The sequence below is a fragment of the Cupriavidus nantongensis genome, assembly GCF_001598055.1.
In the GTDB taxonomy this organism is placed as follows: Bacteria; Pseudomonadota; Gammaproteobacteria; order Burkholderiales; family Burkholderiaceae; genus Cupriavidus; species Cupriavidus nantongensis.
The window spans coordinates 270,812-296,634 of the sequence record NZ_CP014845.1 but is presented as its reverse complement, the minus strand read 5'-3'; the positions used below and the strand labels follow the sequence as shown (position 1 = coordinate 296,634).

Annotated in this window: 22 protein-coding genes and 2 riboswitches; of the genes, 11 read left to right on the top strand and 11 right to left on the bottom strand. The window is 68.5% G+C overall.

Annotated features, from left to right (window positions below):
* Positions 1-103: 103 nt before the first annotated feature.
* Entirely contained in the window at positions 104-2,236 is a 2,133-nt protein-coding gene (locus A2G96_RS22680) for a catalase (RefSeq protein ID WP_062802480.1), read from the bottom strand.
* Positions 2,237-2,557: 321 nt separating this feature from the next.
* Here A2G96_RS22680 and A2G96_RS22675 point away from each other — a divergent pair, with 321 nt between their 5' ends.
* Together A2G96_RS22675 and A2G96_RS22670 are read left to right on the top strand one after the other, a co-directional pair.
* On the top strand, positions 2,558-2,764 hold the full coding sequence (locus tag A2G96_RS22675) for a hypothetical protein (RefSeq protein WP_082819072.1): 207 nt from the start codon (positions 2,558-2,560) through the stop codon (positions 2,762-2,764).
* A 46-nt stretch (positions 2,765-2,810) separates the two neighbouring features.
* Entirely contained in the window at positions 2,811-5,015 is a 2,205-nt protein-coding gene (locus A2G96_RS22670; RefSeq protein ID WP_062802478.1) for a phosphocholine-specific phospholipase C, read from the top strand.
* A gap of 132 nt (positions 5,016-5,147) precedes the next feature.
* On the opposite strand, the gene A2G96_RS22665 is transcribed toward A2G96_RS22670, so the two are convergent.
* The 3 genes from A2G96_RS22665 to A2G96_RS22655 all read right to left on the bottom strand — a co-directional run bounded on the left by A2G96_RS22665 (position 5,148) and on the right by A2G96_RS22655 (position 8,421).
* Positions 5,148-6,650: a tripartite tricarboxylate transporter permease gene (locus A2G96_RS22665; RefSeq protein WP_062802477.1), complete on the bottom strand. Its 1,503-nt coding sequence runs from the start codon at positions 6,648-6,650 to the stop codon at positions 5,148-5,150.
* A 10-nt stretch (positions 6,651-6,660) separates the two neighbouring features.
* The gene (locus A2G96_RS22660) at positions 6,661-7,122 is read right to left on the bottom strand and encodes a tripartite tricarboxylate transporter TctB family protein (RefSeq protein ID WP_062802476.1); all 462 of its coding nucleotides are present in this window, start codon (positions 7,120-7,122) and stop codon (positions 6,661-6,663) included.
* Positions 7,123-7,452: 330 nt separating this feature from the next.
* Positions 7,453-8,421, bottom strand: coding sequence for an aliphatic sulfonate ABC transporter substrate-binding protein (locus A2G96_RS22655; RefSeq protein WP_062802475.1), 969 nt, complete (start codon positions 8,419-8,421; stop codon positions 7,453-7,455).
* 131 nt (positions 8,422-8,552) lie between these two features.
* On the opposite strand from A2G96_RS22655, the gene A2G96_RS22650 reads away from it, so the two are divergent.
* Complete coding sequence (locus A2G96_RS22650) at positions 8,553-8,918, top strand: glyoxalase superfamily protein (RefSeq protein ID WP_062802474.1); 366 nt, start codon at positions 8,553-8,555, stop codon at positions 8,916-8,918.
* 21 nt (positions 8,919-8,939) lie between these two features.
* On the opposite strand, the gene A2G96_RS22645 is transcribed toward A2G96_RS22650, so the two are convergent.
* Positions 8,940-9,362 carry a PaaI family thioesterase gene (locus A2G96_RS22645; protein ID WP_062802473.1) on the bottom strand — a complete coding sequence of 141 codons (423 nt, stop codon included), beginning with the start codon at positions 9,360-9,362 and terminating at the stop codon, positions 8,940-8,942.
* A 156-nt stretch (positions 9,363-9,518) separates the two neighbouring features.
* Here A2G96_RS22645 and A2G96_RS22640 point away from each other — a divergent pair, with 156 nt between their 5' ends.
* The 4 genes from A2G96_RS22640 to A2G96_RS22625 are packed head-to-tail and all read left to right on the top strand — an operon-like array spanning position 9,519 to position 14,487.
* Positions 9,519-10,262 (top strand): DUF3348 domain-containing protein, encoded by a 744-nt coding sequence (locus tag A2G96_RS22640; RefSeq protein ID WP_062802472.1) that lies wholly within the window; start codon positions 9,519-9,521, stop codon positions 10,260-10,262.
* A 10-nt stretch (positions 10,263-10,272) separates the two neighbouring features.
* Positions 10,273-13,161 (top strand): DUF802 domain-containing protein, encoded by a 2,889-nt coding sequence (locus A2G96_RS22635; RefSeq protein ID WP_062802471.1) that lies wholly within the window; start codon positions 10,273-10,275, stop codon positions 13,159-13,161.
* Entirely contained in the window at positions 13,158-13,805 is a 648-nt protein-coding gene (locus tag A2G96_RS22630; protein ID WP_062802470.1) for an OmpA family protein, read from the top strand. Before A2G96_RS22635 ends, A2G96_RS22630 begins: the two co-directional genes overlap by 4 nt.
* Positions 13,798-14,487 (top strand): DUF2894 domain-containing protein, encoded by a 690-nt coding sequence (locus A2G96_RS22625; RefSeq protein ID WP_062802469.1) that lies wholly within the window; start codon positions 13,798-13,800, stop codon positions 14,485-14,487. The genes A2G96_RS22630 and A2G96_RS22625 overlap by 8 nt, the downstream gene beginning before the upstream one ends.
* A gap of 16 nt (positions 14,488-14,503) precedes the next feature.
* Here the strand turns inward: A2G96_RS22625 and A2G96_RS22620 are convergent, their stop codons facing one another.
* Positions 14,504-15,373 (bottom strand): amidohydrolase family protein, encoded by an 870-nt coding sequence (locus A2G96_RS22620; RefSeq protein ID WP_231909724.1) that lies wholly within the window; start codon positions 15,371-15,373, stop codon positions 14,504-14,506.
* A 106-nt stretch (positions 15,374-15,479) separates the two neighbouring features.
* Between A2G96_RS22620 and A2G96_RS22615 the strand changes: the two genes are divergently transcribed.
* The 3 genes from A2G96_RS22615 to A2G96_RS22605 are packed head-to-tail and all read left to right on the top strand — an operon-like array spanning position 15,480 to position 18,302.
* Entirely contained in the window at positions 15,480-16,229 is a 750-nt protein-coding gene (locus A2G96_RS22615; protein ID WP_062802468.1) for a GntR family transcriptional regulator, read from the top strand.
* A gap of 35 nt (positions 16,230-16,264) precedes the next feature.
* Positions 16,265-17,257: a tripartite tricarboxylate transporter substrate binding protein gene (locus A2G96_RS22610; protein ID WP_062802467.1), complete on the top strand. Its 993-nt coding sequence runs from the start codon at positions 16,265-16,267 to the stop codon at positions 17,255-17,257.
* A 55-nt stretch (positions 17,258-17,312) separates the two neighbouring features.
* Complete coding sequence (locus A2G96_RS22605) at positions 17,313-18,302, top strand: Bug family tripartite tricarboxylate transporter substrate binding protein (protein ID WP_062802466.1); 990 nt, start codon at positions 17,313-17,315, stop codon at positions 18,300-18,302.
* 24 nt (positions 18,303-18,326) lie between these two features.
* Here the strand turns inward: A2G96_RS22605 and A2G96_RS22600 are convergent, their stop codons facing one another.
* A complete protein-coding gene (locus tag A2G96_RS22600; protein WP_062802465.1) occupies positions 18,327-19,322 on the bottom strand; it encodes an MBL fold metallo-hydrolase in 996 nt (331 codons plus the stop codon).
* Positions 19,323-19,354: 32 nt separating this feature from the next.
* On the bottom strand, positions 19,355-20,446 hold the full coding sequence (locus A2G96_RS22595; RefSeq protein ID WP_062802464.1) for a porin: 1,092 nt from the start codon (positions 20,444-20,446) through the stop codon (positions 19,355-19,357).
* 339 nt (positions 20,447-20,785) lie between these two features.
* Between A2G96_RS22595 and A2G96_RS22590 the strand changes: the two genes are divergently transcribed.
* Entirely contained in the window at positions 20,786-21,259 is a 474-nt protein-coding gene (locus A2G96_RS22590; RefSeq protein ID WP_062802463.1) for a DUF3597 domain-containing protein, read from the top strand.
* Between the two features lie 43 nt (positions 21,260-21,302).
* On the opposite strand, the gene A2G96_RS22585 is transcribed toward A2G96_RS22590, so the two are convergent.
* Genes A2G96_RS22585 through A2G96_RS22575 form a run of 3 tightly spaced genes read right to left on the bottom strand, consistent with a single transcriptional unit; the run spans position 21,303 to position 25,295 of the window.
* Positions 21,303-21,812: a thioredoxin domain-containing protein gene (locus tag A2G96_RS22585; RefSeq protein WP_062802462.1), complete on the bottom strand. Its 510-nt coding sequence runs from the start codon at positions 21,810-21,812 to the stop codon at positions 21,303-21,305.
* A complete protein-coding gene (locus tag A2G96_RS22580; RefSeq protein ID WP_231909723.1) occupies positions 21,809-23,056 on the bottom strand; it encodes a sialidase family protein in 1,248 nt (415 codons plus the stop codon). Before A2G96_RS22580 ends, A2G96_RS22585 begins: the two co-directional genes overlap by 4 nt.
* A gap of 4 nt (positions 23,057-23,060) precedes the next feature.
* Entirely contained in the window at positions 23,061-25,295 is a 2,235-nt protein-coding gene (locus tag A2G96_RS22575) for a TonB-dependent receptor (RefSeq protein WP_417926442.1), read from the bottom strand.
* A gap of 268 nt (positions 25,296-25,563) precedes the next feature.
* Positions 25,564-25,662: riboswitch (glycine riboswitch) on the top strand.
* A riboswitch (glycine riboswitch) is annotated at positions 25,663-25,780 on the top strand.
* Positions 25,781-25,823 lie beyond the last annotated feature (43 nt).

Genomic DNA, 25,823 nt, shown 5'->3' with positions numbered 1-25,823 from the left:
GAAGCGCCGACCCGCCGCCACAGCGCGGCAGCGGGCCGGCGCCGTGGGGGCGCGTGCAAGGAGCGTACCCGTAAGAGGCCCCTGGCCGCCGGAGCACGAGGCTTCAGGCCAGCATCCGCACCTGCGGCTCCCGATCCCATTGCCGCGTCTTGGCCGCGGCGATAAACCGCGCCGGGTCGCTGGCCGGCACGATGCCGTTGTCCGGCTTCAGGTTGGCGTGCGTGAGCAGTACCTCGCCGCCGGCATCGACCGCGATTGCCTTCAGGTGCGCATAGGCAAAGCAGACGAAGTCCAGCGCCGCGCTCTCCTGTACCAGCATGGTGGCGGCATCGGCACCAAGGATCACGGCCACCGCATCGAACATCACCGACGGCGTCCCGGCCAACTGCCCATCCGCCGGCAGCTTGGTGCCATCCGCCAGCACCGCCCCGCCGACCTTGGGCGCGACGATCTTCACCGTAGCGGCGGCGGCGCTGGCCGCCTGGCGGATCGCCTCGACGGTGGCGCCGTCGGAGCCGTCGGCGACCAGGATGCCGATCTCGCGCCCCTGCAGCGTGTCTTTCATCTTGCCGATGATCTGCAGCGCCGGCGACGGCGGCAGGTCCTGCACCGGCGCGGCGGTGGGCAGCGGCTCCGGGACCTGGTCCAGCGCCAGGCCATCGGCCACGCGCCGGCCCAGGTCCGGGTCGATATTGAGCAGGTGGGCCACCATGCGCTCGCGCACATGCACGTGCTCGACCTTCGACAGCTCGAACACCAGCGCCGAGGCGATATGCGCCTGCTCGGCGCGGGTCTGGCTGCGGTAGAACAGGCGCGCCTGGCTGTAGTGGTCGGCGAAGGTCTCGGCGCGGATGCGGCCCTTGTCGCCCCGCTCGGGCACCTGCGCGTGGCGGAAGCCGAGGTCGGGCGCCTCGCGCGGGGAATTGTCGGACAGGGAGTTGGGCTCGTAGGCGACGCGTCCCTTGGGCCGCTGCATCTGCATATGGCCGTCGCGCTGGTGGTTGGCGAACGGGCACTTGGGCGCGTTCACCGGAATCTGGTTGAAGTTGGGGCCGCCGAGGCGCAGCAGTTGCGTGTCGAGGTAGGAGAACAAGCGGCCCAGCAGCAGCGGATCGTTGGAGAAATCGATGCCGCGCACGATATTGGCGGGGCAGAACGCCACCTGCTCGGTTTCGGCAAAGAAGTTGTCGGGCCAGCGGTCCAGCACCATGCGGCCAATGATCCTCAGCGGCACGGTCTCTTCCGGGATGATTTTGGTCGGATCGAGATGATCGAACGGGAACTTCGCGGCATCGCCCTCCGTGAACAGCTGCACGCCCAGTTCCCATTCCGGGAAGTGGCCGGACTGGATCGCATTGAACATGTCGCGGCGATGGAAGTCCGGATCGGCGCCGGCGATCTTGACGGCCTCGTCCCATACCGTCGACTGCAGCCCCAGCTTCGGGCGCCAGTGGAACTTGACGAAGGTGGAGCGGCCCTGCTCGTCGAGCAGGCGGAAGCTGTGCACGCCGAAGCCTTCGATCATGCGCAGCGAGCGCGGGATGGTGCGGTCCGACATGATCCACATGACCATGTGCATCGACTCCGGCGTCAGCGAGATAAAGTCCCAGAAGGTGTCGTGCGCGGTGGCCGCCTGCGGGAACGCGCGGTCGGGCTCCATCTTGACCGCGTGGACCACGTCGGGGAACTTGATCGCGTCCTGGATAAAGAACACCGGGATGTTGTTGCCGACCAGGTCCCAGTTGCCTTCCTTGGTATAGAACTTGACCGCGAAGCCGCGCACGTCGCGCGGCGTGTCGATCGAACCCGCGCCGCCGGCCACGGTGGAGAAGCGCGCAAACACCGGCGTCTTGACGCCGACCTCGGTCAGGATGCTGGCGGTGGTGAATTGCGCCAGCGAATCGGTCAGCTCGAAATAGCCGTGTGCCGCGGTGCCGCGCGCATGGACGATCCGCTCGGGGATGCGCTCGTGGTCGAAGTGTGTAATTTTTTCACGCAGGATGAAATCTTCGAGCAGCGTCGGGCCGCGCGGATTGGCTTTGAGCGAGTTCTGGTTGTCCGCGATGGGCGCGCCCTGGTTGGTAGTCAGCGGGACATGCGCGCCGCCGGCAACCTGGTGCAGCTCTCCGCCTGCGCCGCGCTGGGCATCGCCATAGCCGGCCGGAGCGCCGTTGATACCGGCGGCGGATGTGGTGTTTGACGTGGACTTGGCCTTGGCGTCGGGCGTGTCGGGCATAGCGATCTCCTGTATCGGGTTGAACGGATGAACGGCTGCAACCCGGCAATGCCTGCAATTGCCACGCCTGTTTGCTGACACTTTTGGTTACAAAGGCAAAGTACCGAAAGTGCTCACTGTCAAACATCTGACACTTGATCCGTCAACAATCGCCCGCTGTCGCGACAAGCCACGGCCATTTCCTCAGCATCCGGCCGGACCCGCGCTTGTCCTCCGCCGCGGCGGAAGTCCGATGCGTGCAGCCGTCTGTCGGCGCAACGGGCGCGGCCATCGTTCTCTCCCTCAACCAGAAGAAAAGGCCCTGCACCAATGAGACCCACCTTGCTGTTGCATTCCGCCCGGCCATGGCTGGCGGCTGGCACCCTCACCCTGGCATTGATGCTTGCCGCCTGCGGCGGCGACGACTCCTCCGGCGCGGCAGGCGGCACGCTGCAGCCCGGCGCCGCCAACGGCAACGCGCCGGACGCGGCCGGCAAGCCCGGCCACACTGGCAAGCCTGGCAACTGCAGCACGCGTTGCGCCCCCTGATGCGGGCCGCGTTCCAATCCAGCGACAGAACGACCCAACCCAAGCCATGACCTTCAATCCGTCCAAGCGACAGTTCCTCAAGACCAGCCTCGGCACCGGCGCCGCCGCCGCGGTGCTGGCCAGCTTTCCGCCCAGCATCCGCCGCGCGCTGGCGATCGAGGCCAACAACGCCACCGGCACCATCCAGGACGTCAAGCACGTCGTGATGGTGATGCTGGAAAACCGCTCGTTCGACAACTACTTCGGCACCTTCAAGGGCGTGCGCGGCTACGGCGACCGCTTTGCGATCCCGCTGCCGAACGGCAAGAACGCGTTCTACCAGACCGATGCCAACGGCAATACGCTGACGCCCTACCATCTCGATGAAACGCAGGGCAACGCCCAGCGCGCCGGCGGCACGCCACATACCTGGCCCGATGCGCAGGCCGCCTGGGACCACGGCCGCATGGACCGCTGGCCGGTGGCCAAGAAGGCGCTGTCGATGGGCTACTACGACAACGCCGAGATCCCGTTCCAGCGCGCGCTGGCCGACGCCTTCACGCTGTGCGACGCGTACCACTGCGCGATGCACACCGGCACCATCCCCAACCGCCTGTTCTACTGGACCGGCAGCAACGGTCCCACCGGCGACAACGTCGCGGTGATGATCAATGAGTTCAACGCCGGCGCCGACGTGGGCCCGTCCACCGAGGGCTGGACCTGGAAGACCTACGCCGACCGCCTGCAAGGCGCGGGCGTGAGCTGGAAGGTCTACCAGAACGTGCCGGACAACTACGGCTGCAACCAGATGATGAGCTTCCGGCACTGGCGCGCCGAGATGGAAAAGATGCCGGAGGGACGCAAGCTGTCCAACACCGCTGGCACCGGCGTCAATCCGCCCTACAACCCGGATATCGACGACCAGTACAGTGCGCTGGCCAAGGGCTTCTGCAACACCATGCCCGACGGCGGCTTCCTGCAGTCGCTGCGCGACGACGTTCTCAACGGCCGGCTGCCCGAGGTGTCGTGGATCATCCCGCCGGCCGAGTTCAGCGAGCACCCCGGGCCGTCCAGCCCGGCCAAGGGTGGCTGGTACGTGCAGGCCATCCTCGATGCGCTGACGGCATCGCCGGAGGTCTGGAGCAAGACCGTGCTGCTGATCAACTTCGACGAGAACGACGGCTTCTTCGACCACAGCCCGCCGCCGACGGCGCCGTCGCGCAACCCGGACGGCACGCTGGCCGGCAAGTCGACGCTGGACGATGCGCAGATGGCCTACGAGTACTTCAACTACCCGCCCGCCACGCCCAAGCAGCCGCCGCAGGATGGCAAGCCGTTCGGGCCGGGCCCGCGCGTGCCGCTGTGGGTGGTGTCGCCGTGGAGCCGCGGCGGCTGGGTCAACTCCGAGGTGTTCGACCATACCTCGGTGCTGCGCTTCCTGGAAGCGCGCTTCGGCGTGATGGAGCCGCAGATCAGCGCCTACCGCCGCGCCGTTTGCGGCGACCTGACCAGCGCCTTCAACTTCGCCACGCCCAACACCGAGACGCTGCCCGTGCTGGCGGGGCGCACCACGCGCGCCGACGCCACCAGCCTGACCGCCTGGCAGCAGACGCAGCCCGCCATCCCGGTGCCAGCGTCGCCCGCGCTGCCGGCACAGGCCACCGGCTCGCGCCCGTCGCGCAAGCTGCCGTATGAACTGCATACCAGCGCGCGCGTCGATGCCGCGTCGCGCACCGTGCGCCTGCTGTTCGCCAACGGCAGCGCGCACCAGGCCGGCGCCGTGTTCCATGTCTACGACAAGCTGCACCTGGACCGCATCCCGCGCCGCTACGTGGTCGAGGCCGGCAAGGCGCTGGACGACGCGTGGGATGTCAACGCCGACGGCGGCAAGTACGACCTGTGGGTGCTCGGCCCCAACGGCTATCACCGCGCCTTCACCGGCGACCTCAACGAGACGGCGACCACCTCAACCGAAATACAGGTCTGCTACAACCCCTGCAAGAAGCCGACGATCCAGGTCAAGCTGCATAACGACGGCGATGCCGACGTGACCTTCACCGTCAAGGCGCTGGCCTATCGCGACGACGGCCCGTGGACGCAGCGGGTCAAGGCGGGCAAGGTGGAAACGCTGGAATGGCCGGTGGCGGAAAGCGGCAACTGGTACGACTTCGTCGTTAGCTGCGAGGCCAGCCCGGCATTCTCGCGCCGCTTTGCCGGACGCATGGAGACCGGCGAGGATACCGTCAGCGATCCGGCGATGGGCGTGATCTGACGGCCTGGCGGTAAGCGGCGCAGGGCGCCAGCCGCACTGCCCGCGCAAGGCCAGGGCTGTTTCGTCCGCCAGGGACGAAACAGCCCGTCGTTCTCGTTGATGCGAGACTGCCTTGCCCCCCGCTCCCCCTCGTTATTCCTCCTGGAACGCCTCTTCGCGCTTGGCCTTGATCGACGGCAGCGCGACCACCGCCACCAGCGCCGCCGCGGCCACCAGCAGGCCCAGCGACAGCGGACGCGTGGTGAACACCGAGAAATCCCCGCGCGACAGCAGCAAGGTGCGGCGGAAGTTCTCTTCCATCATCGGCCCCAGCACGAAGCCCAGCAGCAGCGGCGCCGGCTCGCAGCGCAACTTGTGGAAGACATAGCCGATCAGGCCGCAACTGGCCGCGGCAAAGACGTCGAACACCGTGTTGTTGACCGAATAGACGCCGATGCTGCAGAACACCAGGATGGCCGGGTACAGGAAGCGATAAGGCACCGTCAGCAGCTTCACCCACACGCCGATCAGCGGCAGGTTCAGCACCACCAGCATCAGGTTGCCGATCCACATCGACGCGATCAGGCCCCAGAACAGCGCCGGGTTGCTGGTCATCACCTGCGGGCCGGGCTGGATGTTGTGGATGGTCATCGCCCCCACCATCAGCGCCATTACCGCATTGGGCGGAATGCCGAGCGTCAGCAGCGGGATGAACGAGGTCTGCGCCGCGGCGTTGTTGGCCGACTCCGGACCGGCCACGCCTTCGATCGCGCCCTTGCCGAATTCGTGCGCAAACTTCGAGGTCTTCTTCTCCAGCGAATACGCCGCGAACGAAGCCAGCGAGGCGCCGCCGCCCGGCAGGATGCCCAGCGACGAACCCAGTGCGGTGCCGCGCAGCACCGCCGGGATCATGCGCCTGAAATCTTCCCGGGTCGGGAACAGGTTGGTGACGCGGTCGGTGAAGGTCTCGCGATGCTCCTTCTGCTCCAGGTTGGCGATGATCTCGGCAAAGCCGAACAGCCCCATCGCCAGCGCGGTAATGCTGATGCCGTCGGTCAGCTCCGGCACGTCGAACGAGAAGCGCGCGGCGCCCGAGTTCACGTCGGTGCCGACCAGCCCCAACAACAAACCCAGCACGATCATCGCCACGGCCTTGACCAGCGAGCCCGAGGCCAGCACCACGGCACCGATCAGCCCCAGCACCATCAGCGAGAAATACTCGGCGGGGCCGAACTTGAACGCCAGCTCCGACAGCGGCGTGGCAAACGCGGCCAGGATCAGCGTGGCCACGCTGCCGGCAAAGAACGAGCCCAGCCCGGCGGTGGCCAGCGCCACCCCGGCGCGGCCGCGCCGTGCCATCTGGTAGCCGTCCAGCGTGGTCACTACCGCCGACGACTCACCGGGCAGGTTCACCAGGATGGCGGTGGTAGAGCCGCCATACTGCGCACCGTAGTAAATGCCCGCCAGCATGATCAGCGCCGCCACCGGCGGCAGCGTGTAGGTGATCGGCAGCAGCATGGCGATGGTGGCCAGCGGTCCCAGGCCAGGCAACACCCCGATCAGCGTGCCCAGCACGCATCCCAGGAAGGCATAGGCCAGGTTCTGCAGCGACAGCGCGGTGGAAAACCCCAGCGCGAGATGACTCAGCAACTCCATCCGATATCCCCTAGTTGACGAAAGCGGCCGGCCACACCGGCATCTGCAGGTTGATGCCGTAGACAAAGGCCACGGTGCTGATCAGCACCAGGATCACGGCGTTCAGGATGGCGCCCTTCCAGGTGAACTCATGGCTGGCCATCGACGACACCAGCACCAGCGCCAGCACCGACAGCACCATGCCCAGCGGCTTGAGTACCAGCCCGAACAGCACCACCGAGCCCAGGATCCACAGCAGCGTCTTGATGTCCCAGCGCGCCATGCGGTCTTCTTCGCTCTTGTGCGACAGAGATCCGGTGGCGACCACGGTGCCGAGCAGCGCCAGCACGATGCCGAGCCAGAACGGGAAATAACCGGGTCCCATCCTGGCGGCGGTGCCCATCGAATAGCCGCGGGCAACGAAGGAAAAGCTGAGGCCAAGGATGATGAACATCAGGCCGGAATAAAAGTCGGTTTGCTTGCGTATGCGCATGCAGGCTCCTTGAAGCGGGGGGCGACGCGACGACACCAACAGGCGGCGTCGGCTTCGGGAGTTCCGAACAATACATCATGTCGTGATATATTTTTCGGCCTGCAAGGGTTATTCCCTACGAATCGGTCGCAGGTTCAGTGGGCGGGTTGGCCATGGCGGCTGGCTTGCCGCTGGCGCCAGCAATGGCGTGCAGGGGGAAAAGATGGAAGCGAAAGGCCGCGCGCGGGGTCAGCCTGCGGCCGGACGACGAGATGCGGTCCGGGACCTACAGGGCGCTAGCTGCGCCCCGCCGGACAAGCGGATGCCGGGCCTGCGCTAGCGCGCCGCGGCTTATGCCTTGCGCCAGACCGGCGAGGCCGACACCGCCACCTTGCGCGGCAGGATGCCCTGCACGGCAAAGGCATCGGCAATGCGCTGCTGCTCGGCCAGCGCGGCCGCGTCGACCGTGCGTACGGCGTAACTGCGCCGCGCGTTCGCGGCCTCCACAGTGGCGGCATCCAGGCCGATCAGTGGCGCGTGCCAGCGCGCGGCCTCGGCCGGGTGGCGCTTGACCCAGTCGCCGGCGTCGCGCAGCGCGTCGAACACCACCTCGAGCACCTCGGCATGCGTACGTGCGAACGGCGTGGCCGCCAGGTAGAAGCGGCGATAGCTCGACAGCCCTTCGCCATCGCGCAGCACGCGTGCATTGGACTGGCGCTGCACCGCCGCCAGGAACGGATCCCAGATCACCCACGCCGCCACGCTGCCGCGCTCGAACGCGGCGCGCGCATCGGCGGGACTCAGGTAGGCCGGCTCGATATCGCGGATCGACAGTCCCGCGCGCGCCAGCGCCTCGAGCACCAGGTAATGCGCGCCGGCCCCCTTGGCGAACGCCACGCGCTGGCCCTTGAGCTGGGCCACCTCGCGGATCGGCGAATCGGCACGCACCACGATCGCCTGCGCCTGCGGCGACGGGGTCTCGGTCGCGTAATACGTCAGCGACGCGCCGGCCGCCAGCGCGAACGGCGGCACCGCGTCGGCGACGTCGGCACTGAGGTCGATGTTGCCGAGGTTCAGCGCTTCGAGCAGCGGCAGGCCGGAGGTGAACTCATACCACTGCACCGCCACGCCCTTTGGCGCCAACGCCTTTTCCAGCGTCTGCCGCGATTTCAGCAGGATCATCAGCGTGGAGGACTTCTGGTAGCCGATGCGCAATGTCGTCAGGCCCTGCCCCAGGCTGACGCCGGGCAGCGCACTGGCCGCGGCCGCGCCCGCTGCGGCGAGAAACCAGCGGCGACGGGAATTGTGGGTCGGGGTCATGGCGGTGCTCCAGGCAGGCAAGTCGGAGCGCCAGCTTAGTCGCAGCACCGCGCCGAGACAACGAAGATTGCCGCCGATGCTTATGCGGCGGCTATCATCCAGATTCCCGCGCCTCTCCCGCACCAGACACCATGAACCTGTCCGCCGGCATCCCCATCCTCCGCATCTTCTCGGTCGACAAGGCCATGGAGTTCTACCTGGATTTCCTCGGCTTCACGCTCGACTGGGAGCATCGCTTCGAAGACGGCTTGCCGCTGTACGCGCAGGTCACGCGCAGCGGCCTGACGCTGCATTTGAGCGAGCACCATGGCGATGCCACGCCGGGGTCGACCGTGTTCGTGCCGGTGGTGGATATCGATGCGCTGCACCGGGAGCTGTCCGCCAGGGACTATCCGTACGCCAGGCCCGGTGTCGAGGACGTGGGCTGGGGCCGGATGCTGCAGGTGGCCGACCCGTTCGGGAACCGGCTGCGGTTCTGCCAGCGGTCGGAAAACTAGGCTGCCTGGATTGCCGCTGGATCATTCCTGCTGCGCACCCACCACCAGAAACACCGCGCTGGTACTAGCCACCGGCTTGCCGCCGGCGCTGATCAGCGCCTTCGCGAACGCCAGCCGCGAGCCCGCCTTGATGACCTCGACCTGCGATTCGATCCAGTCGCCAACCCTGGCCGTGCCGACATAGTCGATGCTCAGGTTCGCCGTGGTCATGCGCAACGGCGGCTGCTGCGAGGTGGCGGTGACATAGCCGAGCGAGACATCGGCCAGCGTGGCAACCAGCCCGCCGTGGACGGTGCCGGAGGCATTGGTGTGCTTCTGCTCCACCCTGAGCCCAACCGTGAAGCCCTGCTCGGTCGGCTTGTAGAAATACGGGCCGGTCGCGTCGAGGAACGGGCTGGTGCGGAACAGCGGCTGGTAGCCTTCGGGCAGGCCTTCAGGTTGCATGGCGTGGCTCCGTGTCGGGTTGGGCGGGATCGGGGCGAGATGGGCCGGGACCTGTCTGGACCGGTCGAAAGCGGATTCCCGCCATCATCCACCAGCCCCGCCGGCCGCGCCACTGCCCGGGGCGTGTAAACTGCTGCCTTTTTCCAATCCAGCGGAATGTTACAAGTGCCCCGGCGCACAGGCCTGAGCGGACCCACGCTGGTCCGCCTGCTGGCCCGCTTGACCGATGCCGACGCCCCCGCCCCTGCAAGCTCGCTTTCCAGCCAGCTGAGCCAATGGCTTGGCTGGGCGGATGCGATCGCGCTGTCTTCTGCGTTGAAGGCCCATGCTGCGGCCACGCCGGCCCCGGCAAGTGCCGGCGGCAGCACCGAAGCGCAGGAATGCGCGCGCGTGCGCGCCCGGCTGGTAGATGCGATTGCCGAAGATGCGGCGCCGGCAGCGCGGCGGCGCGGGCCGGCGCGGCCGTCGGCGCTCCCCGACCCGGTCGATGCGCAGGTCGACTACGCGGTCCATCGCCAGCGTTACCAGACGCTGCAGCAAGCCATGGAAACCGCCATCGGCAGCGTGCGCGGGCGCCTGCGCGCGGCGCTGTCGGCCCGCACGCCGGCGCTGGCCAAGCTGGCGATGGTCGACGCGGTGATGGAGCGCGTGCTGGGCATGCGCGAGCAAAGCCTGCTGGGCGCGGTGCCGAACCTGCTGGAGCCGCACTTCCAGCGGCTGCGCCAGGCCGAAGCCGCGGCGCTGGAGGCGGAGGCCCAGGCATCAGGACAACCCGCTGCGGCTCGCCCAGGCGCATGGCTGGGCGTGTTCCGCAAGGATATGCAGAGCGTGCTGCTCGCCGAACTCGAGATCCGCTGGCAGCCCGTCGAAGGCTTGCTGGCGGCGCTGCAAGACAGCTAACCCGGACATCATGACCCGATACCTCTCCCATATTGTTGCGTTCCTGGCGGGCCTGGCGGTCGTCTGCTGGATTGGCGCGGGCTATGCCGGCACCAATTTCCTGGCGCTCGTCGTCACCCTGCTGATCGGCGGCTTCTACATCGGCGGCGCGCTGGAACTGCTGCGCTACCGGCAGGCCACTGCCACGCTGGCGCAGGCGCTGGCCGGCCTGGCCGAAGCGCCGGCCAGCCTTGGCGGCTGGCTGGAACGCCTGCACCCCAGCCTGCGCGACCGCGTGCGGCTGCGCGTCGAAGGCGAACGCGTCGGCCTGCCCGGCCCCGCGCTGACGCCGTACCTGGTCGGGCTGCTGGTGCTGCTGGGCATGCTCGGCACGTTCCTCGGCATGGTGGCCACCTTGCGCGGCACCGGCATCGCGCTGGAAGGCGCGACCGACCTGCAGGCGATCCGCGCTTCGCTGGCGGCGCCGGTCAAGGGGCTGGGCTTTGCCTTCGGCACCTCGGTCGCGGGTGTGGCCACCTCGGCCATGCTGGGCCTGCTGTCGGCGCTGTGCCGGCGCGAGCGCATCCAGGCCGCGCAGGCGCTCGACGCCCGCATTGCCACCACGCTGCGCAGCTACTCGCGCGGCCATCAGCGCGACCACCAGCGCGACCAGGCCTTGCAGCTGCTGCAGCGCCAGGCCGACGTGATGCCGGCGCTGGCCGAACAGATGCAGGCCATGATGCGCGCCATGGCGCAACAGCACGAGGCCCTGGCCGAGCGGCTGCTGGCCAGCCAGGACGCCTTCCACGGCAAGACCGAGGCGGTCTATGCGCGCCTGGCGTCATCGGTGGAGCAATCGCTGAGGGACAGCATCGCCGACAGCGCCCGCGCCGCGGGTGCAGCGATCCAGCCCGCGGTGGACGCGACCATGGCCGGCCTGGCGCGCGAGACCACGGCGCTGCGCGACACCGTCACGCAGGCGGTGCAACAGCATCTGGACGGCGTTTCGAGCCGGTTCGAGCGCGCCACTGCCGGTGTCGCCGATACCTGGAACCAGGCGCTTGCCGGCCATCAGCGCACCAGCGAGACGCTGGCGGCGGACCTGCGCGCTGCGCTCGATGGCTTCAGCCAGACCTTTGAGCAACGCTCGGCCAGTCTGCTCGACAATGTCGCCAACCGCTTCGATGCGGTCGCGGCCAGCACCGCCGAGGCCTGGCGCGAGGCGCTGTCGCAACAGCAGCAGGCCGGCGAAAAACTGGCCGGCGACAACCAGCAGGCGCTGGCCGCCACCACGGCAACGTTCGGCGAGCACGCCGCGGCGCTGGTGCGCAACGTCGATGCCTCGCACGCCGGCCTGCAGGCACAGCTGGCCGCGCAGGACGCGCAGCGCCTGTCGGCCTGGGCCGACACGCTCGGCGGCATGACGGCAACGCTGCGCCAGCAACTGGAACAGCTGAACGCACACACCGTCAGCCGCCACGACGAAATCAGCGCCACGCTGGCGCAGAACGTGCGCGAGGTCTCGGCGCAGACGCAGGCGCATGCCAGCAGCACGCTGGCCGAGATCGACCGCCTGGTGCAGGCCGCCGCCGAAGCGCCGAAGGCCGCCGTCGCGCTGCAGGCCGAACTGGCATCGCGCGATGAAGCGCGCTTTGCCGCGTGGACCGATACCCTTGGCGGCATCACGACCACGCTGCGCCAGGAATGGCAGCAGCTGAACGCGCACACGATCGCGCGCCAGGACGAAATCAGCGCGACGCTGGCGCAGCACGTGCAAGAGATTTCCGCGCAGACGCAGGCGCATGCCAGCCGCACCCTCGCCGAAATCGACCGGCTGGTGCAGGCCGCCTCGGAAGCGCCGAAGGCCGCGGTCGCGCTGCAGGCGGAACTGGCCGAGCGCGATGCGGCGCGCTTCGCCGGCTGGACCGAAACCCTCGGCGGCATCGCCGCGACGCTGCGCCAGCAGTGGGAGCAGTCCAGCACGCACGCCGCCGCGCGCCAGCAGGAAGTCTGCGAGGCGCTGGCACAGACCGCGCGCACGATCTCGACCGAAACGCAGGCGCATACCAGCACCACCCTGGCCGAGATCGACCGCCTGGTGCAGGCCGCGGCCGAGGCGCCGAAGGCCGCCACCGCGCTGCAGGCGGAACTGGTGGCGCAGGACGCGCAACGCCTGGCCGCCTGGACCGAAACGCTGGGCACCATGGCGGCATCGCTGCGCGGCGAATGGGAGCAGGCCAGCGCGCATGCCACCGCGCGCCAGCAGGAGATCTGCGAAACGCTGGCCATCACCGCGCGCGACATGGCGGCGCAGGCCCAGAGCCAGGCCACCGATACCGTCGCCGAAGTCTCGCGCCTGCTGCAGGCTGCGAGCGAAGCGCCCCGCGCCGCCGCCGAGGTCATTGCACAGCTGCGCGAGAAACTGACCGAAGGCATGGCGCGCGACCACGCCATGCTGGAAGAACGCAGCCGCATGATGGAGACGCTGGGCACGCTGCTTGACGCCGTCAACCACGCCTCTACCGAGCAGCGCACCGCGGTCGATACGCTGGTTGCCACCACCGCCGACCTGCTCGAGCGCGTCGGCGGCCGCTTCACCGACAAGGTCGAGGCCGCGACCGGCAAGCTTGCCGACATCGCCGCGCATGTCACCGGCAGCGCGGTCGAGGTGGCCAGCCTGGGTGAAGCCTTCGGCGTGGCGGTGCAGCTGTTCAGCGAATCGAACGGCAAGCTGATCGAGCACCTGCAGCGCATCGAGGCCGCGCTCGACAAGTCGATGACGCGCAGCGACGAGCAGCTGGCCTACTACGTTGCGCAGGCGCGCGAGGTGGTCGACCTGAGCATGCTGTCGCAGAAGCAGATCCTGGAAGACCTGCAGCAGCGCGCAACCCCGCAGGCGCCCGGCGCAGAGGCGGCATGAGAGAAGAACTCGACGCCGGCGTTGAGCCCACCGTGCCGGCCTGGGCGGTCTTCGGCGACCTGATGTCGGTGCTGCTGGGCGCGTTCGTGCTGGTGCTGCTGGGGGTCATCGGCGTGCAGATGGAGCTGTCGGCGCGGCTCGAAGCCGAGGTGAAGCAGCGGCAAGAGGAAGCCCAGCGCCGCGAGACCCTGGAAAAGGCGCTGGCCGGCCCGCTCGCCGCCGGCCGCGTGACGCTGGTGAACGGGCGCATCGGCATCAGCGGCAGCGTGCTGTTCGCGCTCAATTCCGCCGAGCTGCAGCCCGAAGGCCGCGACCTGCTCAGGAGCCTGGCCCAGCCGCTGTCGGCCTACCTGCGCAGCCGCGACGAGATCCTGATGGTCAGCGGCTTTACCGACGACCAGCACGTGCGTGAGGGCAACCGGCGCTTTGCCGACAACTGGGAGCTGTCGGCACAGCGGGCCCTGACCGTGACCCGCACGCTGATCGATGCGGGCATCCCGCCGTCGTCGGTGTTCTCGGCCGCGTTCGGCTCGCAGCAGCCGGTCACGCCGAATGCCGACGCCGCCGGCCGCGCGAAGAACCGGCGCGTGGAAATCTCGCCGGTGCCGCGCGTGACCACCGGCACGGTGAAGGCGCATGGCTGAGCTCGACGCGGCGGCCGACGCCCGCGCGCAACTGCACGCCTGGCAGGCCAGCGGCGCCGACCGTGCCGACCCCGTGCGCTTCCGGCTGATGCAGGCACTGGCCGCCCGTGCTGCCGCACACGGCGGCGCGGCGCGGCAGTTGCTGGAGGCGCGCCTGCAGGAACTGGTCGCCGCCTATGCCGCCATCGTGCCGGATAGCGCCGATAGCGCCGATAGCGCCGATAACGCTGGCGAGACCACTTGCCGGCCGGCGCCAACGCCAGCCGTGAGCGCGCTGGGCGCCTTGGTTCACGACCTCGCAGCGCGCGCCAAACCCGCGCTCGCGCCGGCTTCGAACGATGCCCGTGCGCGATCGCCGGCACCGGCGCAAGCGGTCGACACGCCGCTGGTCGACACCCTCGCCGACTACTTCCGCGAAACCTGGGCCAGGGTCAGCGTCGAGCAGCAGTTCCGCCAGTCGCTGGAACGGGTGCCGGAGAACGCCGGGCCGCTCAATACCGACCATCTCGTACATCGCGCGCTGTCGCTGATGCGCGAGACCTCGCCCGAATACCTGCGGCATTTCCTGTCGTATGTCGAGGGCATGGCCTGGCTGGAGCAGTTGAGCGCGGCGGCAGCGGCGCAAAAGGAAGCGGCCCGCGCCGCGGCCAGGAAAAATACGCGCGCCAAGCCTCGCAAGTAGCAGCGCGACGATACCGCTACGCCGCCACGGCAAACCCGTAAAGCGCCGCCGCGTTGCGCCAGCGCAGCGCGGCGGACAACGCCTCGCGCGCCGCCTCGCCGTCATCGGCCTGCCCTCGCCACGCGGCCAGCTCGCGGCACTCGTCCAGCCGCTGCGGCCCCTCGTGATTGGTCCAGGGCCAGTCGCTGCCCCATAGCAGGCGGTCATCGCCGACGATGTCGCGCCAGCGCTGCGCAAGCAGGGGCCAGTCGTGCGGCGATGCCAGCCGGTAGGGCGCGCTGATTTTCACCCAAACCTGGCGGCGCGCGCGCACTGCCATGGCGGCATCGAAGACCGCATCCGCAATCCCGGCGCTGCCAGGCCGGCCGAAGTGGTCAAGCACGACCGGCGCGCCGGCATCGCCAAGCGCCGCATCGAGCTGCGCCAGCACCATGGCGCCCTGCCCGTTGCCGGTATGGAGTTCGACGTGCCAGCCCAGCGCCGCAATCCTGTGGAACAGCGCACGCCACGGCGCGGTGGCAATGCGTTGCCATTCCGGATCGCCGTACAGGTTCAGGCGGATGCCGCGCACGCCGGCGGCCTGGAGCGCTGTCAGCTGCGCGTCCGTGAAGGTCGGGTCGATCACCGCCACGCCGCGCAGGCGGCCGGGCCGCGCCCGCAGTGCGGCCAGCAGCGCGGTATTGTCGGTGCCGAGAAAGCTGGTCTGCACCACCACCCCATACAGGTCGCCCTGGCCGTCCAGCCCGCCCAGGCTGCCGAGCGCCGCCTGCCAGTCATGCAGCCCAGCGGCATAGGCCGGCCGGTAGCGCGCCGAAGCCGAGGCCACGCCGGTATCGAAGACGTGGAAATGGGTATCCACCAGCGGCGAAGCGCGCCTGCTCATCATCAAGCCTCCGTGGGGCGGGTATATCCGGATATGGCATCCAGACCCGCGTCAGTATTCTAGTCCTCTAGAGGACATAAGCACTCAATCAATTTAGCACGGCTTCGGCATGCCAGACAACGCAGCGCTCCAGAACACCAACGCCACCGCGGGACTGAGCCGCTACGGCCAGATTGCGGCGGCATTGCAGGACCGGATCGTTTGCGGCGCCTGGGCCCCAGGCGATGCCATCCCGGCCGAAGGCGCATTGGCCAGGGAGTTCGGCATTGCGCTGGGCACCATCCGCCAGGCCATCGCCGTGCTGGTCCAGCAAGGCCTGCTCGAGCGCGTGCAGGGCAAGGGCACCTTCGTGCGCAAGGGGCTGAGCGGCGCCAGCCTGATGCGTTTCTTTCGCTTCGGCGGCGCCGATGGCGCGCCCGTGGTGCCCCGCTCTGAAATCCTGTCGTGCCGCGCCGTCCGGCTGGACAAGGCCATGGCGGCGCGGTTCGGGCTTGCAAGTGGCGCGCGCGGGCTGGCGATCTCGCGCCGCCGCTGGCTGGAGCAGACGCCACGGCTGCTGGAGTCGATCTGGCTGCCGCTGCCGCGCTGCGAAGCCCTGCAGCAGCTGCCGCCGGCGCAGTGGGGCGACCTGCTCTACCCGCTGCTGGGCAGCGCCTGCGGCGTCACGGTCCATCGTGCCGTCGACGAGGTGACCTTCCGCACGCTGGCGGCGGACGAGGCTGCGTTGCTGTCACTGCCCGATGCGCATCCGTGCGCGGTGGTCACGCGCCACGCCTATGACCTGGCTGGCCACTGCGTCGAGTATCGCCTGACGCGCGGCGACGCCTTTGCTTTTCGCTATACCGCCGACGTCCGCTGAGCACCGTTATGGACCGTCGCCAAGGAGACAGACCCATGCGCGCATGCCACGCGATTGCCGCTGCAGCCACCGCTGCGGCCACCGCCATGATCGCCATCGCCACCCCGGCACAGGCCGCCGACAACGCCGCGGCCTGGCCGGCACGTCCCATCACCATCGTGGTGACATACCCGCCGGGCGGCGGCGCTGACCTGATGGCACGTCTGATCGCGCCCGGCCTGGGGCGCGAACTGGGGCAGACCGTGGTGGTCGAGAACCGGCCGGGTGCCGGCGGGCAGATCGGCGCAGCCTATGTCGCCAAGGCCGCGGCCGACGGCTACACGGTGATGGTCGATGCCTCGTCCTATGCCGTGAATCCCAGCCTCTATCCGCGCCTGCCCTACGATCCGGACAAGGCGTTCCGGCCGCTCGGCGTGCTGGCGCGCTATCCCAATGTGCTGGTCGCCACCGCCAGCTTTGCGGCGGGCAAGGTCAGCGATGTCGTCGCCATGGCCAGGCAGAAGCCCGGCTCGGTGGCGTTTGCGTCTTCGGGCAACGGCTCGGCGCAGCATCTGGCCGGCGTGCTGTTCGAGCAGCGCGCCGGCGTCGACCTGCTGCACGTGCCCTACAAGGGCGGCGGCCCGGCCATGACCGATGTCATCGCCGGCCAGGTGCCGCTGTTCTTTGCCAACGTGGCCTCGAGCCTGCAGCACATCCAGGCCGGCAAGCTCAAGCCGCTGGCGGTGACCAGCCGCTCGCGCACCCCGGCGCTGCCCGCGGTGCCGACCATGCAGGAAGCCGGCGTGGCCAGCTACGAGGTGTATGAATGGAACGCGGCCTTCGTTCCCGCCGCGACCCCGGAGCCGGTCGCCGCCAGGCTTGCCGACGCGCTGCAGAAGGTCATGACCAGCGCCGAGATCCGGCAGCGCGTGGCCGAGCTTGGTGGCGAGGTCGTGGCGGCGCCGCCGGCGCAAGCGCGACAGTTCATCGACGGCCAGGCGCGGCTATGGGCCAAGGTGATCCGCGACGGCAACATCCGGCCCGAATAACAACTTAATCGCCTGCCGCTTCACGGCCCGGCTACCGCAACCCGAGGAGACCAGCATGACCGCAGCCAATCCCTTTCGCCGCCAACTGCTCAAGGCCAGCGCCGCGCTGGGCGCGTGCGCGCTGGCGCCCACGCTCGCCCGCGCCCAGGCCTGGCCCGCCAAGCCGGTCCGGCTGGTGGTGCCGTTCGCGCCTGGCGGCAGTTCCGAAATCGTCGCGCGCTCGACCGCGGCGGAGCTGACCAAGCTGCTGGGCGTGTCGGTGTTCGTCGAGAACAAGCCGGGTGCCGCCGGCAATATCGCGATGGGCGAAGTCGCGCGCGCCGATGACAACCACACGCTGATCCTCGGCCATATCGGCACGCTGGCGGTCAATCCCTTCATCTTCCCGAAGCTGCCGTATGACCCGGTCAAGGACTTCCGCGCGATCTCGCTGCTGTCCAAGGTGCCGAGCCTGTACGTGGTCCATCCCGACGTGCCCGCGAAGAACCTGAAGGAATTCGTGGCGCTCGCCAAGAGCAAGCCCGGCAAGCTCAACTATGGTTCGGCCGGCAATGGCAGTGCCGGCCACCTCGCCTTCGAATACCTGAAGGCCGCCTCCGGCACCTTTATCACCCACGTGCCATACCGCGGCAGCGGCCCGCAGATCACCGACCTGCTGTCCGGCCGGCTCGACGCCGCCGCGGTCGGCGCGCCCGCCATCCTCCAGTTCATCAAGGCCGGCAAGGTGCGCTGCATCGCCACCGGCACCACCCAGCGCATCGCGCAGTTGCCCGACGTGCCCACGGTGGCCGAGCAAGGCTATCCCGGCTTCGAGATGACGCAGTGGTACGGCCTGCTGGCGCCGGCATCGCTGCCGCAGGCCGCCGCCGACAAGCTGGCCGACGCCACCATGAAAGCCGTGAAGAGCCAGAGCTCGGTCGAACGCCTGAGCGCGGACGCGGCCATCGTGGTGGGCGGCACGCCGGCGGAATTCTCGCGCTTTATCGCGCAGGAGCAGCAGCGCTGGAGGCCGATCATTGCGCGGGCAGGGATCAAGCCGGACTGATCGTATCGGCACGCGCCGGGTGGCTTATTGCTTCTCCTGCCACACCGCAATGCCGCCCGGCGTCCCGGCGCGACCCTCCAGGCTGATGTCGACGCGGGTCAGGTCTTCGCCAACCAGCAGTTCACCGGCGTAGGTCTTGCGGACCCGCTCGACGATCTGGCCGACGGTGGCATCGCCGTTCAGGCCGATATGGCTGAACACGGCCAGCTTCGGCGCCGCGGCCTGGAACACGCGCGCGGCATCTTCCGGCGAAGACAGGTGGTCGTAGATGGCGCGGTACGCCGGGTTCGATGCCAGCAGCGCGTCGGGGATCAGCGTGACGCAATGCACCAGCACGTCAGCGTTCCGGGCCTGCGCCACCACGGCGGGACTGAAACGGGTATCGCCCGACAGCACCACCGCCCGGCCACGATACTCGATGCGGTAGCCATACGACGGGCGGATGTGGTCGCCGTGATCGTTCTCGAAGGCGGTCACGCGCACGCCGTTCTTCTCATAGACGACGCCGGGCGCCACGTCATGCGCATCGATGGTGATGCCGGTGAGCGCGCTGCCCTCGTCCTTGTGCCGGATCGCGATGTCCGCGGCGAAGGCCTGGCGCAGGCCCTCGGCCAGCGCGCGCGTTCCCGCCGGGCCATACAGCGCCATGGGCCGGTCGCGGCGGCCGTAGGGCGGGCGCAGCCAGCCGGTCAGCCACAGGTCGGGCAGGCCGACCAGGTGGTCGGAATGAAAGTGCGTGAGGAAATGCGCATCGACGCTGCCCAGCGGAATGCGCAGCTGCCACAGCCGCACGGATACGTTGCGGCCGAAATCGAAGACCAGCTTCTGGCCACCGGCCTCCACCAGCGTGCTGTAGCCGGCGCGGGCGGGCGAAGGCACCGGCGTGCCCGTACCCAGCAGCGTCACGCGGAAATAGTCAGTGGCAGCCACAGGCGCCGCCGCGGGCGCTGCGGACGAAAGCGCCGTGGCGCACATCAGGACGATGCCGGTCAGCACCGACAGCAAGCGTGAGGATTTCATCGTTCTACCTTTTGAAAGAAGACTGCAACGGCTCAGAAGATCTGCTTGATGCCCAGCATGACGCCGGCCTGGTTGCCGCCGGGTGCCGGATTGCCTCCCGGGCTGCCGCCGCTGACCGACAGCGCCGACTGGCCGCGATTGTCGATATAGCCCGCGGTCGCGTAGACGGAGGTGCGTTTCGAGAACGCATAGGTGCCGCGAATCGCACCAAGCCAGGCCCGGTTCGCGCTGTGGCGATAGCGCAGGTAATAGATTTCGCCAGCGAGGTTGAACGCGGGCGTGAGGTCATGCGAGGCGCCCGCGAACCATAGATCGCTGCGCGGGGTGGCGCTCGCCTCGTTGTTGCGCGACAGCAGCCCGAGGCCCAGCTTGGTTCGCTGCAGCAGCATGTAGCCGCCCAGTGAGAAGCGATCGTCTTTCAGGCTGCTGCGGGTCAGGCCGCCGAACGCGCCGGGCCCGCCGCGCAGGGAGTCGTAGGCCGCGCTCACGCCCCACCAGTCGGTCTCGTACATCAGCATGGCCGACCATTCGCGGCAGGCGCGTGCATCCGCGGGATTCTCGCCCGCGCAATTGGTGCCCGCCGGTCCGGGGCCGGCATTGACGGCATCGCGGCCCAGGCTGTACGTCGCGCCGACCGTGACGCCGCCGAACTTGCCCTTGTACGACACCGCATTGTCGGCGCGCGTGTTGGGGATATAGCTGTCGATCGAGCCGACACCATAAACGTTGGAGGTCAGGATGTCGGTATCCAGCCTGGCCCAGAACAGCATGGTGTACTGGCGCCCCAAGCCGACCTGCCCCCACGGGCCGCTCAGCCCGACGAAGGCCTGTCGCCCGAACAGGCGTGGGCCCTGGTTCGACACCCCGGAGTCCGGTGCAAAGCCCGATTCCAGCACGAACACGCTCTTGAGTCCGTGGCCGAGATCTTCGGTGCCGCGCAAACCCCAGCGTGACGGCACGGTCGCGGCCAACGACGGCTGGCGCACCAGGGCGTGGCCCGCCGCGCCGACGTGGTTCAGGTATTCCACGCCCGTATCGATGACGCCGTACAGGGTCACCGACTGCGCTGCCGCCACCAGCGGCAGCGCAGCTGCCAGCGCGGCCGCGGCGATGCGGAATTTCATCATGTTTCCTCCTTGGACCACCGCAGATCTTTCATCTGTCGCGGTCGCTGCGTGTTCATATTTGAACATCTGTTTCTTTATTGAACCAACCCGCCCGAATCATAGACGCTGCTGGCCACGCAGGAAGAGTGGGGAAACTACCGATCCCTCGAACGAGGAACGCGCAGGACTGCGCTGAACAGGAAGAACCAGCCGACGCCAGCGCTGCCGGCGCGGAAGCCGGACGCGCTACACGCACCATTTACAAACGGTGCGGCTTAGCCGCGCAAAGACGATACCGCGACGGTGGCCCGGAACCTGCAAGGGCTTGCTGCCCCGTTCACCCTTCAGGAGCCCGCCATGAGCATCTTCAAGGACATCCTCAACAAGCTGCTGGGCAAGGACAAGCCGGCGGCCACCACCACCGCGACCACCACCCCACCCGCCGCTGGGTCGCCGACTTCAGCGGGCGCGCCGGGCGGCACCGCGCCAACCGCCGGCACCGGCGCGGCGCCCGCGGGCAACGTCCAGGGGACTACCGGTGCGACCGCCGCAGGGACGCAAGCCACACCGCTGTCGGGTGTGGACGTCGAGGCCATCATGGACCGCATGGCGCAGCAGAGCGGGCAGACGCTGAACTGGCGCACCTCCATCGTCGATACGATGAAGGTGCTTGGCATCGACAGCAGCCTGGAACACCGCAAGGAACTCGCGCGCGAGCTGCACTACAGCGGCGACATGAACGACTCCGCGGCGATGAACGTGTGGCTGCACAAGCGGCTGATGCAGGAGCTGGCCGCCAACGGCGGCAAGCTGCCGAAGGAACTGTCCTGAGCGATGCCGTGAAAGGCGGCGCCGGGCCGGCGCCGCTGCGGTTTCAGCCCGCGATGCCGGCCCAGCGCAGATGCCTGGCCCAGTCACCTTCGCTGATCACGCCGGACACGCCCTGCCGCTGGCCGTCGGCGCGATAGAAGTAGGTGCGCGGCATTTCGCCCATCCAGTCGGGGTCGACCGCATAGCGCAGCCGCTCCTGCGGCTCGTGCCCGAACACCCACGCATTGCGCGTCAGCCGGACGCGTTCGAGCATCTTTTGCACCTGCGGCGAGGCGTCGGCACTGTCGGTCGCCAGCGTGACGACGCGCAAGTCCGGATGCCGCGCCCGCAGCTTGCCGATGGCGTCGAAGTTGCGCTTGCAATAGACGCAATCCAGCGACCACACCACCAGCACGAAGGGCTTGCCCTGCTGGCTGGCGGCGATGCGCGCGGCGTTGGCGGATTCGAACACGGCAACGCGGTCGGCGGCATTGGCGGTGCCGAGCATCAGCGCGCATGTGGCAACGGCGGCGGTCATAGCGGCGGCGAGCAGTTGGCGGCGCGATCGCATCATGCGCCCTCCTGCCCGAGCGCGAACACCTGGAAGCCATCGGCCTCGGTACGCCACAGCACGTAGGCGCGGCCGGCGTGCTGCAGCAGGTGCGGCTGGTCGGAGTCGCGTTCGGTGCCGGCCAGCTTGCGCGTCTGCCAGGTCTTGCCGCCGTCGCGCGACAGCATGGCGGAAAGCCGCGTCTGCTGGCCGTCGAACGATTTCCACACCACCGCGATGTCGTTGTCGTTCAGCGCGACGATATCGGCATGCTGTGCGCGCGCGTCGTCGAGCGGGCGCTGCGCCTGCAGCTTGCCGTCGCGCCAGCGGCCCACCGACACCGTCGGCTTGCCGTCGCGCACGCTGAACCAGACCATGTGCACGGTGCCGTCCGGCGCCACTGACGCGCCGGGGCCGTGGTGCGGGCACGCGTCGATGCGCCAGTCGTCGAAGGTGGCGCGCTGCATCGGCGTGGCCTTGCCGTCTGCGCCAAGCAGCGCCAGCGCGTGGTCGCGCGCGTTGGGCGGGAACACATGGCGCCACAGCGCCAGCATGCTGCCGTCGGGCGCGGGCGTCAGCGCGATGCGGCAGCATTCGCAAGACTGGTCGGCGATCTTGTAGTCGCCCTGGAAGCTCTTGCCTTGGTCGGCGGAGACAGCGTAGTAGATCGCGGCGCCGGCATACGGCTGCTTGCGCGCCTGCGCGGCGGTCACATCACGCTTGTCGATCCAGCTGACGAAGACGCGCCCGGCCGGGTCCACCGCGAGGGCGTCGAAGCGGTGCGCGATCTGGTCGCGATTGGCATGCACCGTCAGCGGTTCGGCAAAGGTCTTGCCGCCGTCGCTGGAGCGCGCAAAGCGGATAAAGCCGGTCCATGGCTTGGGCAGCGGCTGGGTCCAGGTGATGTAGACCTCCCCGTCGGCGCCGGTGGCCACCTTGGGGCGGCTTTCATGATCCGCGGCGACGGGCTCCGGCGTGGCGTTGACATGCCGCGCTTCGCTGAAGCTGCGACCGTAGTCCGTCGACGAACGCACCGCGACATGCTGGCCGTCCTTGTAGGCGATCCACAGCTTGCCGTCGCGATCGAAGGCGGCGCCGGTGCCCAGTTCGCTCATTTTCGGCTTGGCCTGGGCGCCGTGGCTGGCGTGAGCGCCATGCTCCTGCGCGGCCGCGACGACAGGCGCGAGCGTGGCGCAAGCCACCAGTCCGGCAGCGATCAGGCGGACAGCGCGGCGCGCGCCTGGCAGGGTTGGAGTCAGCGTGTTCACGTGCTCAGAAGGAGAGTTTCGCCTCCGCATAGAACGTCCGGCCCGGGTACGGGTGGTAGACGTAATAGCGCTGGTCGGTGAGGTTGTCGATGCCAAGCCCGAGGCGAACGTTCTTTGCGGGCTTGTACGTCACCTTGACGTCGAAGGTCAGGAAGCTGCTGGTGCCGCCGAAGGTGTCGGGGTTGGTGTCCGAATTGTCGAGCGTATTGTACTGCCGGCCCGAATACGTCATCGCCAGCGTGCCGGCCCACGCCGGCGTAAAGCGATAGGTGCCCACCAGGTTGGCGCGCCACTTCGGGATGCGGTAGAAATACTTGCCGACCGAGGCCGGGTTGTTGGCGTTCTCCAGCGTCTTCGAATGGTTGTAGGCGCCGCTGGCCGACAGGTCGAAGCCGCGCACCAGCACATCGCGCCCGTCATAGGCCAGCTCGATGCCGCGCGTGCGCACCCGCTCGACGTTCTGGAAGCTGGTGACGGTGGGGAATACCGTGGTGTTGGTCTGGCTGACCAGCGCATCCCGGATATCGTCCTCGTACAGCGAGACGCGGAAGTTCGACGCGTCCACCGTGCGTTCGAAGGTCAGGTCCTTGGAGAATGATCGTTCCGGCCGCAGGCTGGGATCGTTGTTGATCAGCGAAGTGCCGGTGATGCGGCCCTGGAACAGCTCGCTGACGGTCGGGTAGCGATAGGCCTGGCCCAGCGACAGCCGGCCCAGCCAGTCCTGCCCGAACGCCTTCTCCAGCGCCAGCTTGGGCGACCAGTTGGATTCGCTGCGCACCGGATAGCCGATGTCCACGCCGGGCTGGCTGCGGCTGCCGTCATAGGCGCGCCAGTGCTCGTAGCGCACGCCGGGGATCAGCTTCCAGTCCTCGGCGAAGTACCAGGCGTCCTGCGCGTAGAGCGCCTGGGTCTCGGTCTTGCCGGTGAAGGCATTGTTGAACGCGGTGATGGTGGCCGCGCGCCAGTCCGAGGTGTTGTAGGTGGTATTGCTCAGCCGGTAGTTGTCATAGTGGTAGCCGAAGGTGATCCAGTGCCCGCCCTGCAGGCGCTCCGGGCGGTAGTCGGCCTTCAGGTCGAGCGTGCGCCAGCCGGTGCCGTCGCCATACGTCACAGTGCCCGGTCCGTTGCCGACGGTGCTGGCGCTGCGGCTCACGTCCTTGCTGACATCGAACAGCGACGCCACGCCGGAAAAGTTCCACCCCGTCTGGTTGCGCGTGCGCAGCGACAGGCCGTACAGCCAGCGCGCATCCTCGCCATTGCCGGGCGCAAAGGCGTTGGCCGGAATCACGTACTGGTAGCCGCCGATATTGACCGGGCCGCTGGATACGACATTGCCATTGGCATCGCGCAGGTAGCTGCCGGTGGTGCTGGAGCGGTCCTGCTGCCAGTAGGCGGCGGTGAACTGCGCCTGCAGCGTGCTGGTGATGTCGTAGCCGAGCTTGAGCTTGAGCTGGTCCTGCACGGTGTGCGTGACGCCCTCGCTGTTCACCCCCATCACCACGCGGTCGCGCCCGCTCTGGTCCCGGTCGAAATAGGCGCCGGACACCGGCGTGTCCGCCGCGCCCGCGGGCCGCGTCGAGCGCGATGCGGTGTAGAAGCTCAGCGGCTGGCTCTTGCTGTCCTGCCGGTCCACGCTGACCAGCCACGAGAACGCGCCGACGCGATCGCCCACGTAGGCGTTGGCATGCACCCCGTTGAAGTTATCGTGGGTGCCGTACAGGTTGAAGCGCTGTGTGAACAGCTGCACGCTGGCGTCACCCTCGAACTTCTGCGGCGTGCGCGTGGTGATCAGCACCGTCGCGCCCAGCGAATTGCCGGGATACAGCGCCGAATACGGGCCGTACAGCACGTCCATGCGCTCGATCTCGGCGGCATTGACCAGCGACCAGCGCGGCGGGAAGCTGTAGTCCGAACCAAGCAGGTTGGACAGCAGCAGGCCATCCGCATAGACCAGCCCGCGCGCCGACTGGCGCGAGCTGGTGCTGCGCACCGAGATGATCGAATTCATATCGCCGATAAAGCGCTTGCGCACGGCGAGGTTGGGCGCGTACTTGAGCGCGTCTTCGGTATTGACCACGTTGAAGTCGGCCATGCGCGTGCTGCTGATGCCATACGCCGGCGCCGGCGTGTTGGGCGGCACCGCCGGCACCTCGCCGCGGTCGGGTCCGGCCGATACCACCACCTCCGGCAACGACGCGGGAGCCTCCACTGCCTGCGCGGCGGCCACGGCAGGGCCCATCAGCACTGCCGAGACGGCCAGTGCAATGCGATTTTTCTTCACTGAATACCTTGCTTTTTGTCTTGTTCTGGCTCGCTGGCCTGCGCGGCAGCAGGCGCACCCTCCCGCATCTTTCTGAGAGCGAGCGCTGACATTTTATGGGGCCTGGCGGCGCTGGCCGATGCGACATAGCGACGCGGCCGGCGCGGCCATTTCCGCTTGTATCCGTGTTAACCCGCATATCCAATACGGGGCCTTGTCACTACATTGCCCCGACTGGCGTCAAGCCAGCGTGATGCAGGGAGAGACTGTCGCGGCGCCCGCCGCGCACGGCGCCGAAGGAGCAACCGCCCCGGAAACTCTCAGGCAAAAGGACCGGCATCACCCGTCAGTGCACTCTGAAGAATGCCGGACGCCATCGTCCGCCCGGCATACCGAAGGAGCAAGCGCGCCCGCCCCGCGGCAAGGCGTCGTGAATCTCTCAGGTCCAGAACAGAGGGGGCGTCCTCCACGCATGTTGCGTGCGGACTCCACCCCCCGACGTTCCCG

Coding starts and splice junctions, on each gene's coding strand:
- A2G96_RS22665 (WP_062802477.1), bottom strand. CDS start 6,650: ATGGAGTTGCTGAGTCATCTCGCGCTGGGGTTTTCCACCGCGCTGTCG.
- A2G96_RS22630 (WP_062802470.1), top strand. CDS start 13,158: ATGAGAGAAGAACTCGACGCCGGCGTTGAGCCCACCGTGCCGGCCTGG.
- A2G96_RS22610 (WP_062802467.1), top strand. CDS start 16,265: ATGCGCGCATGCCACGCGATTGCCGCTGCAGCCACCGCTGCGGCCACC.
- A2G96_RS22635 (WP_062802471.1), top strand. CDS start 10,273: ATGACCCGATACCTCTCCCATATTGTTGCGTTCCTGGCGGGCCTGGCG.
- A2G96_RS22645 (WP_062802473.1), bottom strand. CDS start 9,362: ATGCAACCTGAAGGCCTGCCCGAAGGCTACCAGCCGCTGTTCCGCACC.
- A2G96_RS22660 (WP_062802476.1), bottom strand. CDS start 7,122: ATGCGCATACGCAAGCAAACCGACTTTTATTCCGGCCTGATGTTCATC.
- A2G96_RS22655 (WP_062802475.1), bottom strand. CDS start 8,421: ATGACCCCGACCCACAATTCCCGTCGCCGCTGGTTTCTCGCCGCAGCG.
- A2G96_RS22680 (WP_062802480.1), bottom strand. CDS start 2,236: ATGCCCGACACGCCCGACGCCAAGGCCAAGTCCACGTCAAACACCACA.
- A2G96_RS22620 (WP_231909724.1), bottom strand. CDS start 15,373: ATGATGAGCAGGCGCGCTTCGCCGCTGGTGGATACCCATTTCCACGTC.
- A2G96_RS22605 (WP_062802466.1), top strand. CDS start 17,313: ATGACCGCAGCCAATCCCTTTCGCCGCCAACTGCTCAAGGCCAGCGCC.
- A2G96_RS22625 (WP_062802469.1), top strand. CDS start 13,798: ATGGCTGAGCTCGACGCGGCGGCCGACGCCCGCGCGCAACTGCACGCC.
- A2G96_RS22595 (WP_062802464.1), bottom strand. CDS start 20,446: ATGAAATTCCGCATCGCCGCGGCCGCGCTGGCAGCTGCGCTGCCGCTG.
- A2G96_RS22600 (WP_062802465.1), bottom strand. CDS start 19,322: ATGAAATCCTCACGCTTGCTGTCGGTGCTGACCGGCATCGTCCTGATG.
- A2G96_RS22615 (WP_062802468.1), top strand. CDS start 15,480: ATGCCAGACAACGCAGCGCTCCAGAACACCAACGCCACCGCGGGACTG.
- A2G96_RS22575 (WP_417926442.1), bottom strand. CDS start 25,295: ATGGGCCCTGCCGTGGCCGCCGCGCAGGCAGTGGAGGCTCCCGCGTCG.
- A2G96_RS22650 (WP_062802474.1), top strand. CDS start 8,553: ATGAACCTGTCCGCCGGCATCCCCATCCTCCGCATCTTCTCGGTCGAC.
- A2G96_RS22640 (WP_062802472.1), top strand. CDS start 9,519: ATGTTACAAGTGCCCCGGCGCACAGGCCTGAGCGGACCCACGCTGGTC.
- A2G96_RS22590 (WP_062802463.1), top strand. CDS start 20,786: ATGAGCATCTTCAAGGACATCCTCAACAAGCTGCTGGGCAAGGACAAG.
- A2G96_RS22670 (WP_062802478.1), top strand. CDS start 2,811: ATGACCTTCAATCCGTCCAAGCGACAGTTCCTCAAGACCAGCCTCGGC.
- A2G96_RS22585 (WP_062802462.1), bottom strand. CDS start 21,812: ATGATGCGATCGCGCCGCCAACTGCTCGCCGCCGCTATGACCGCCGCC.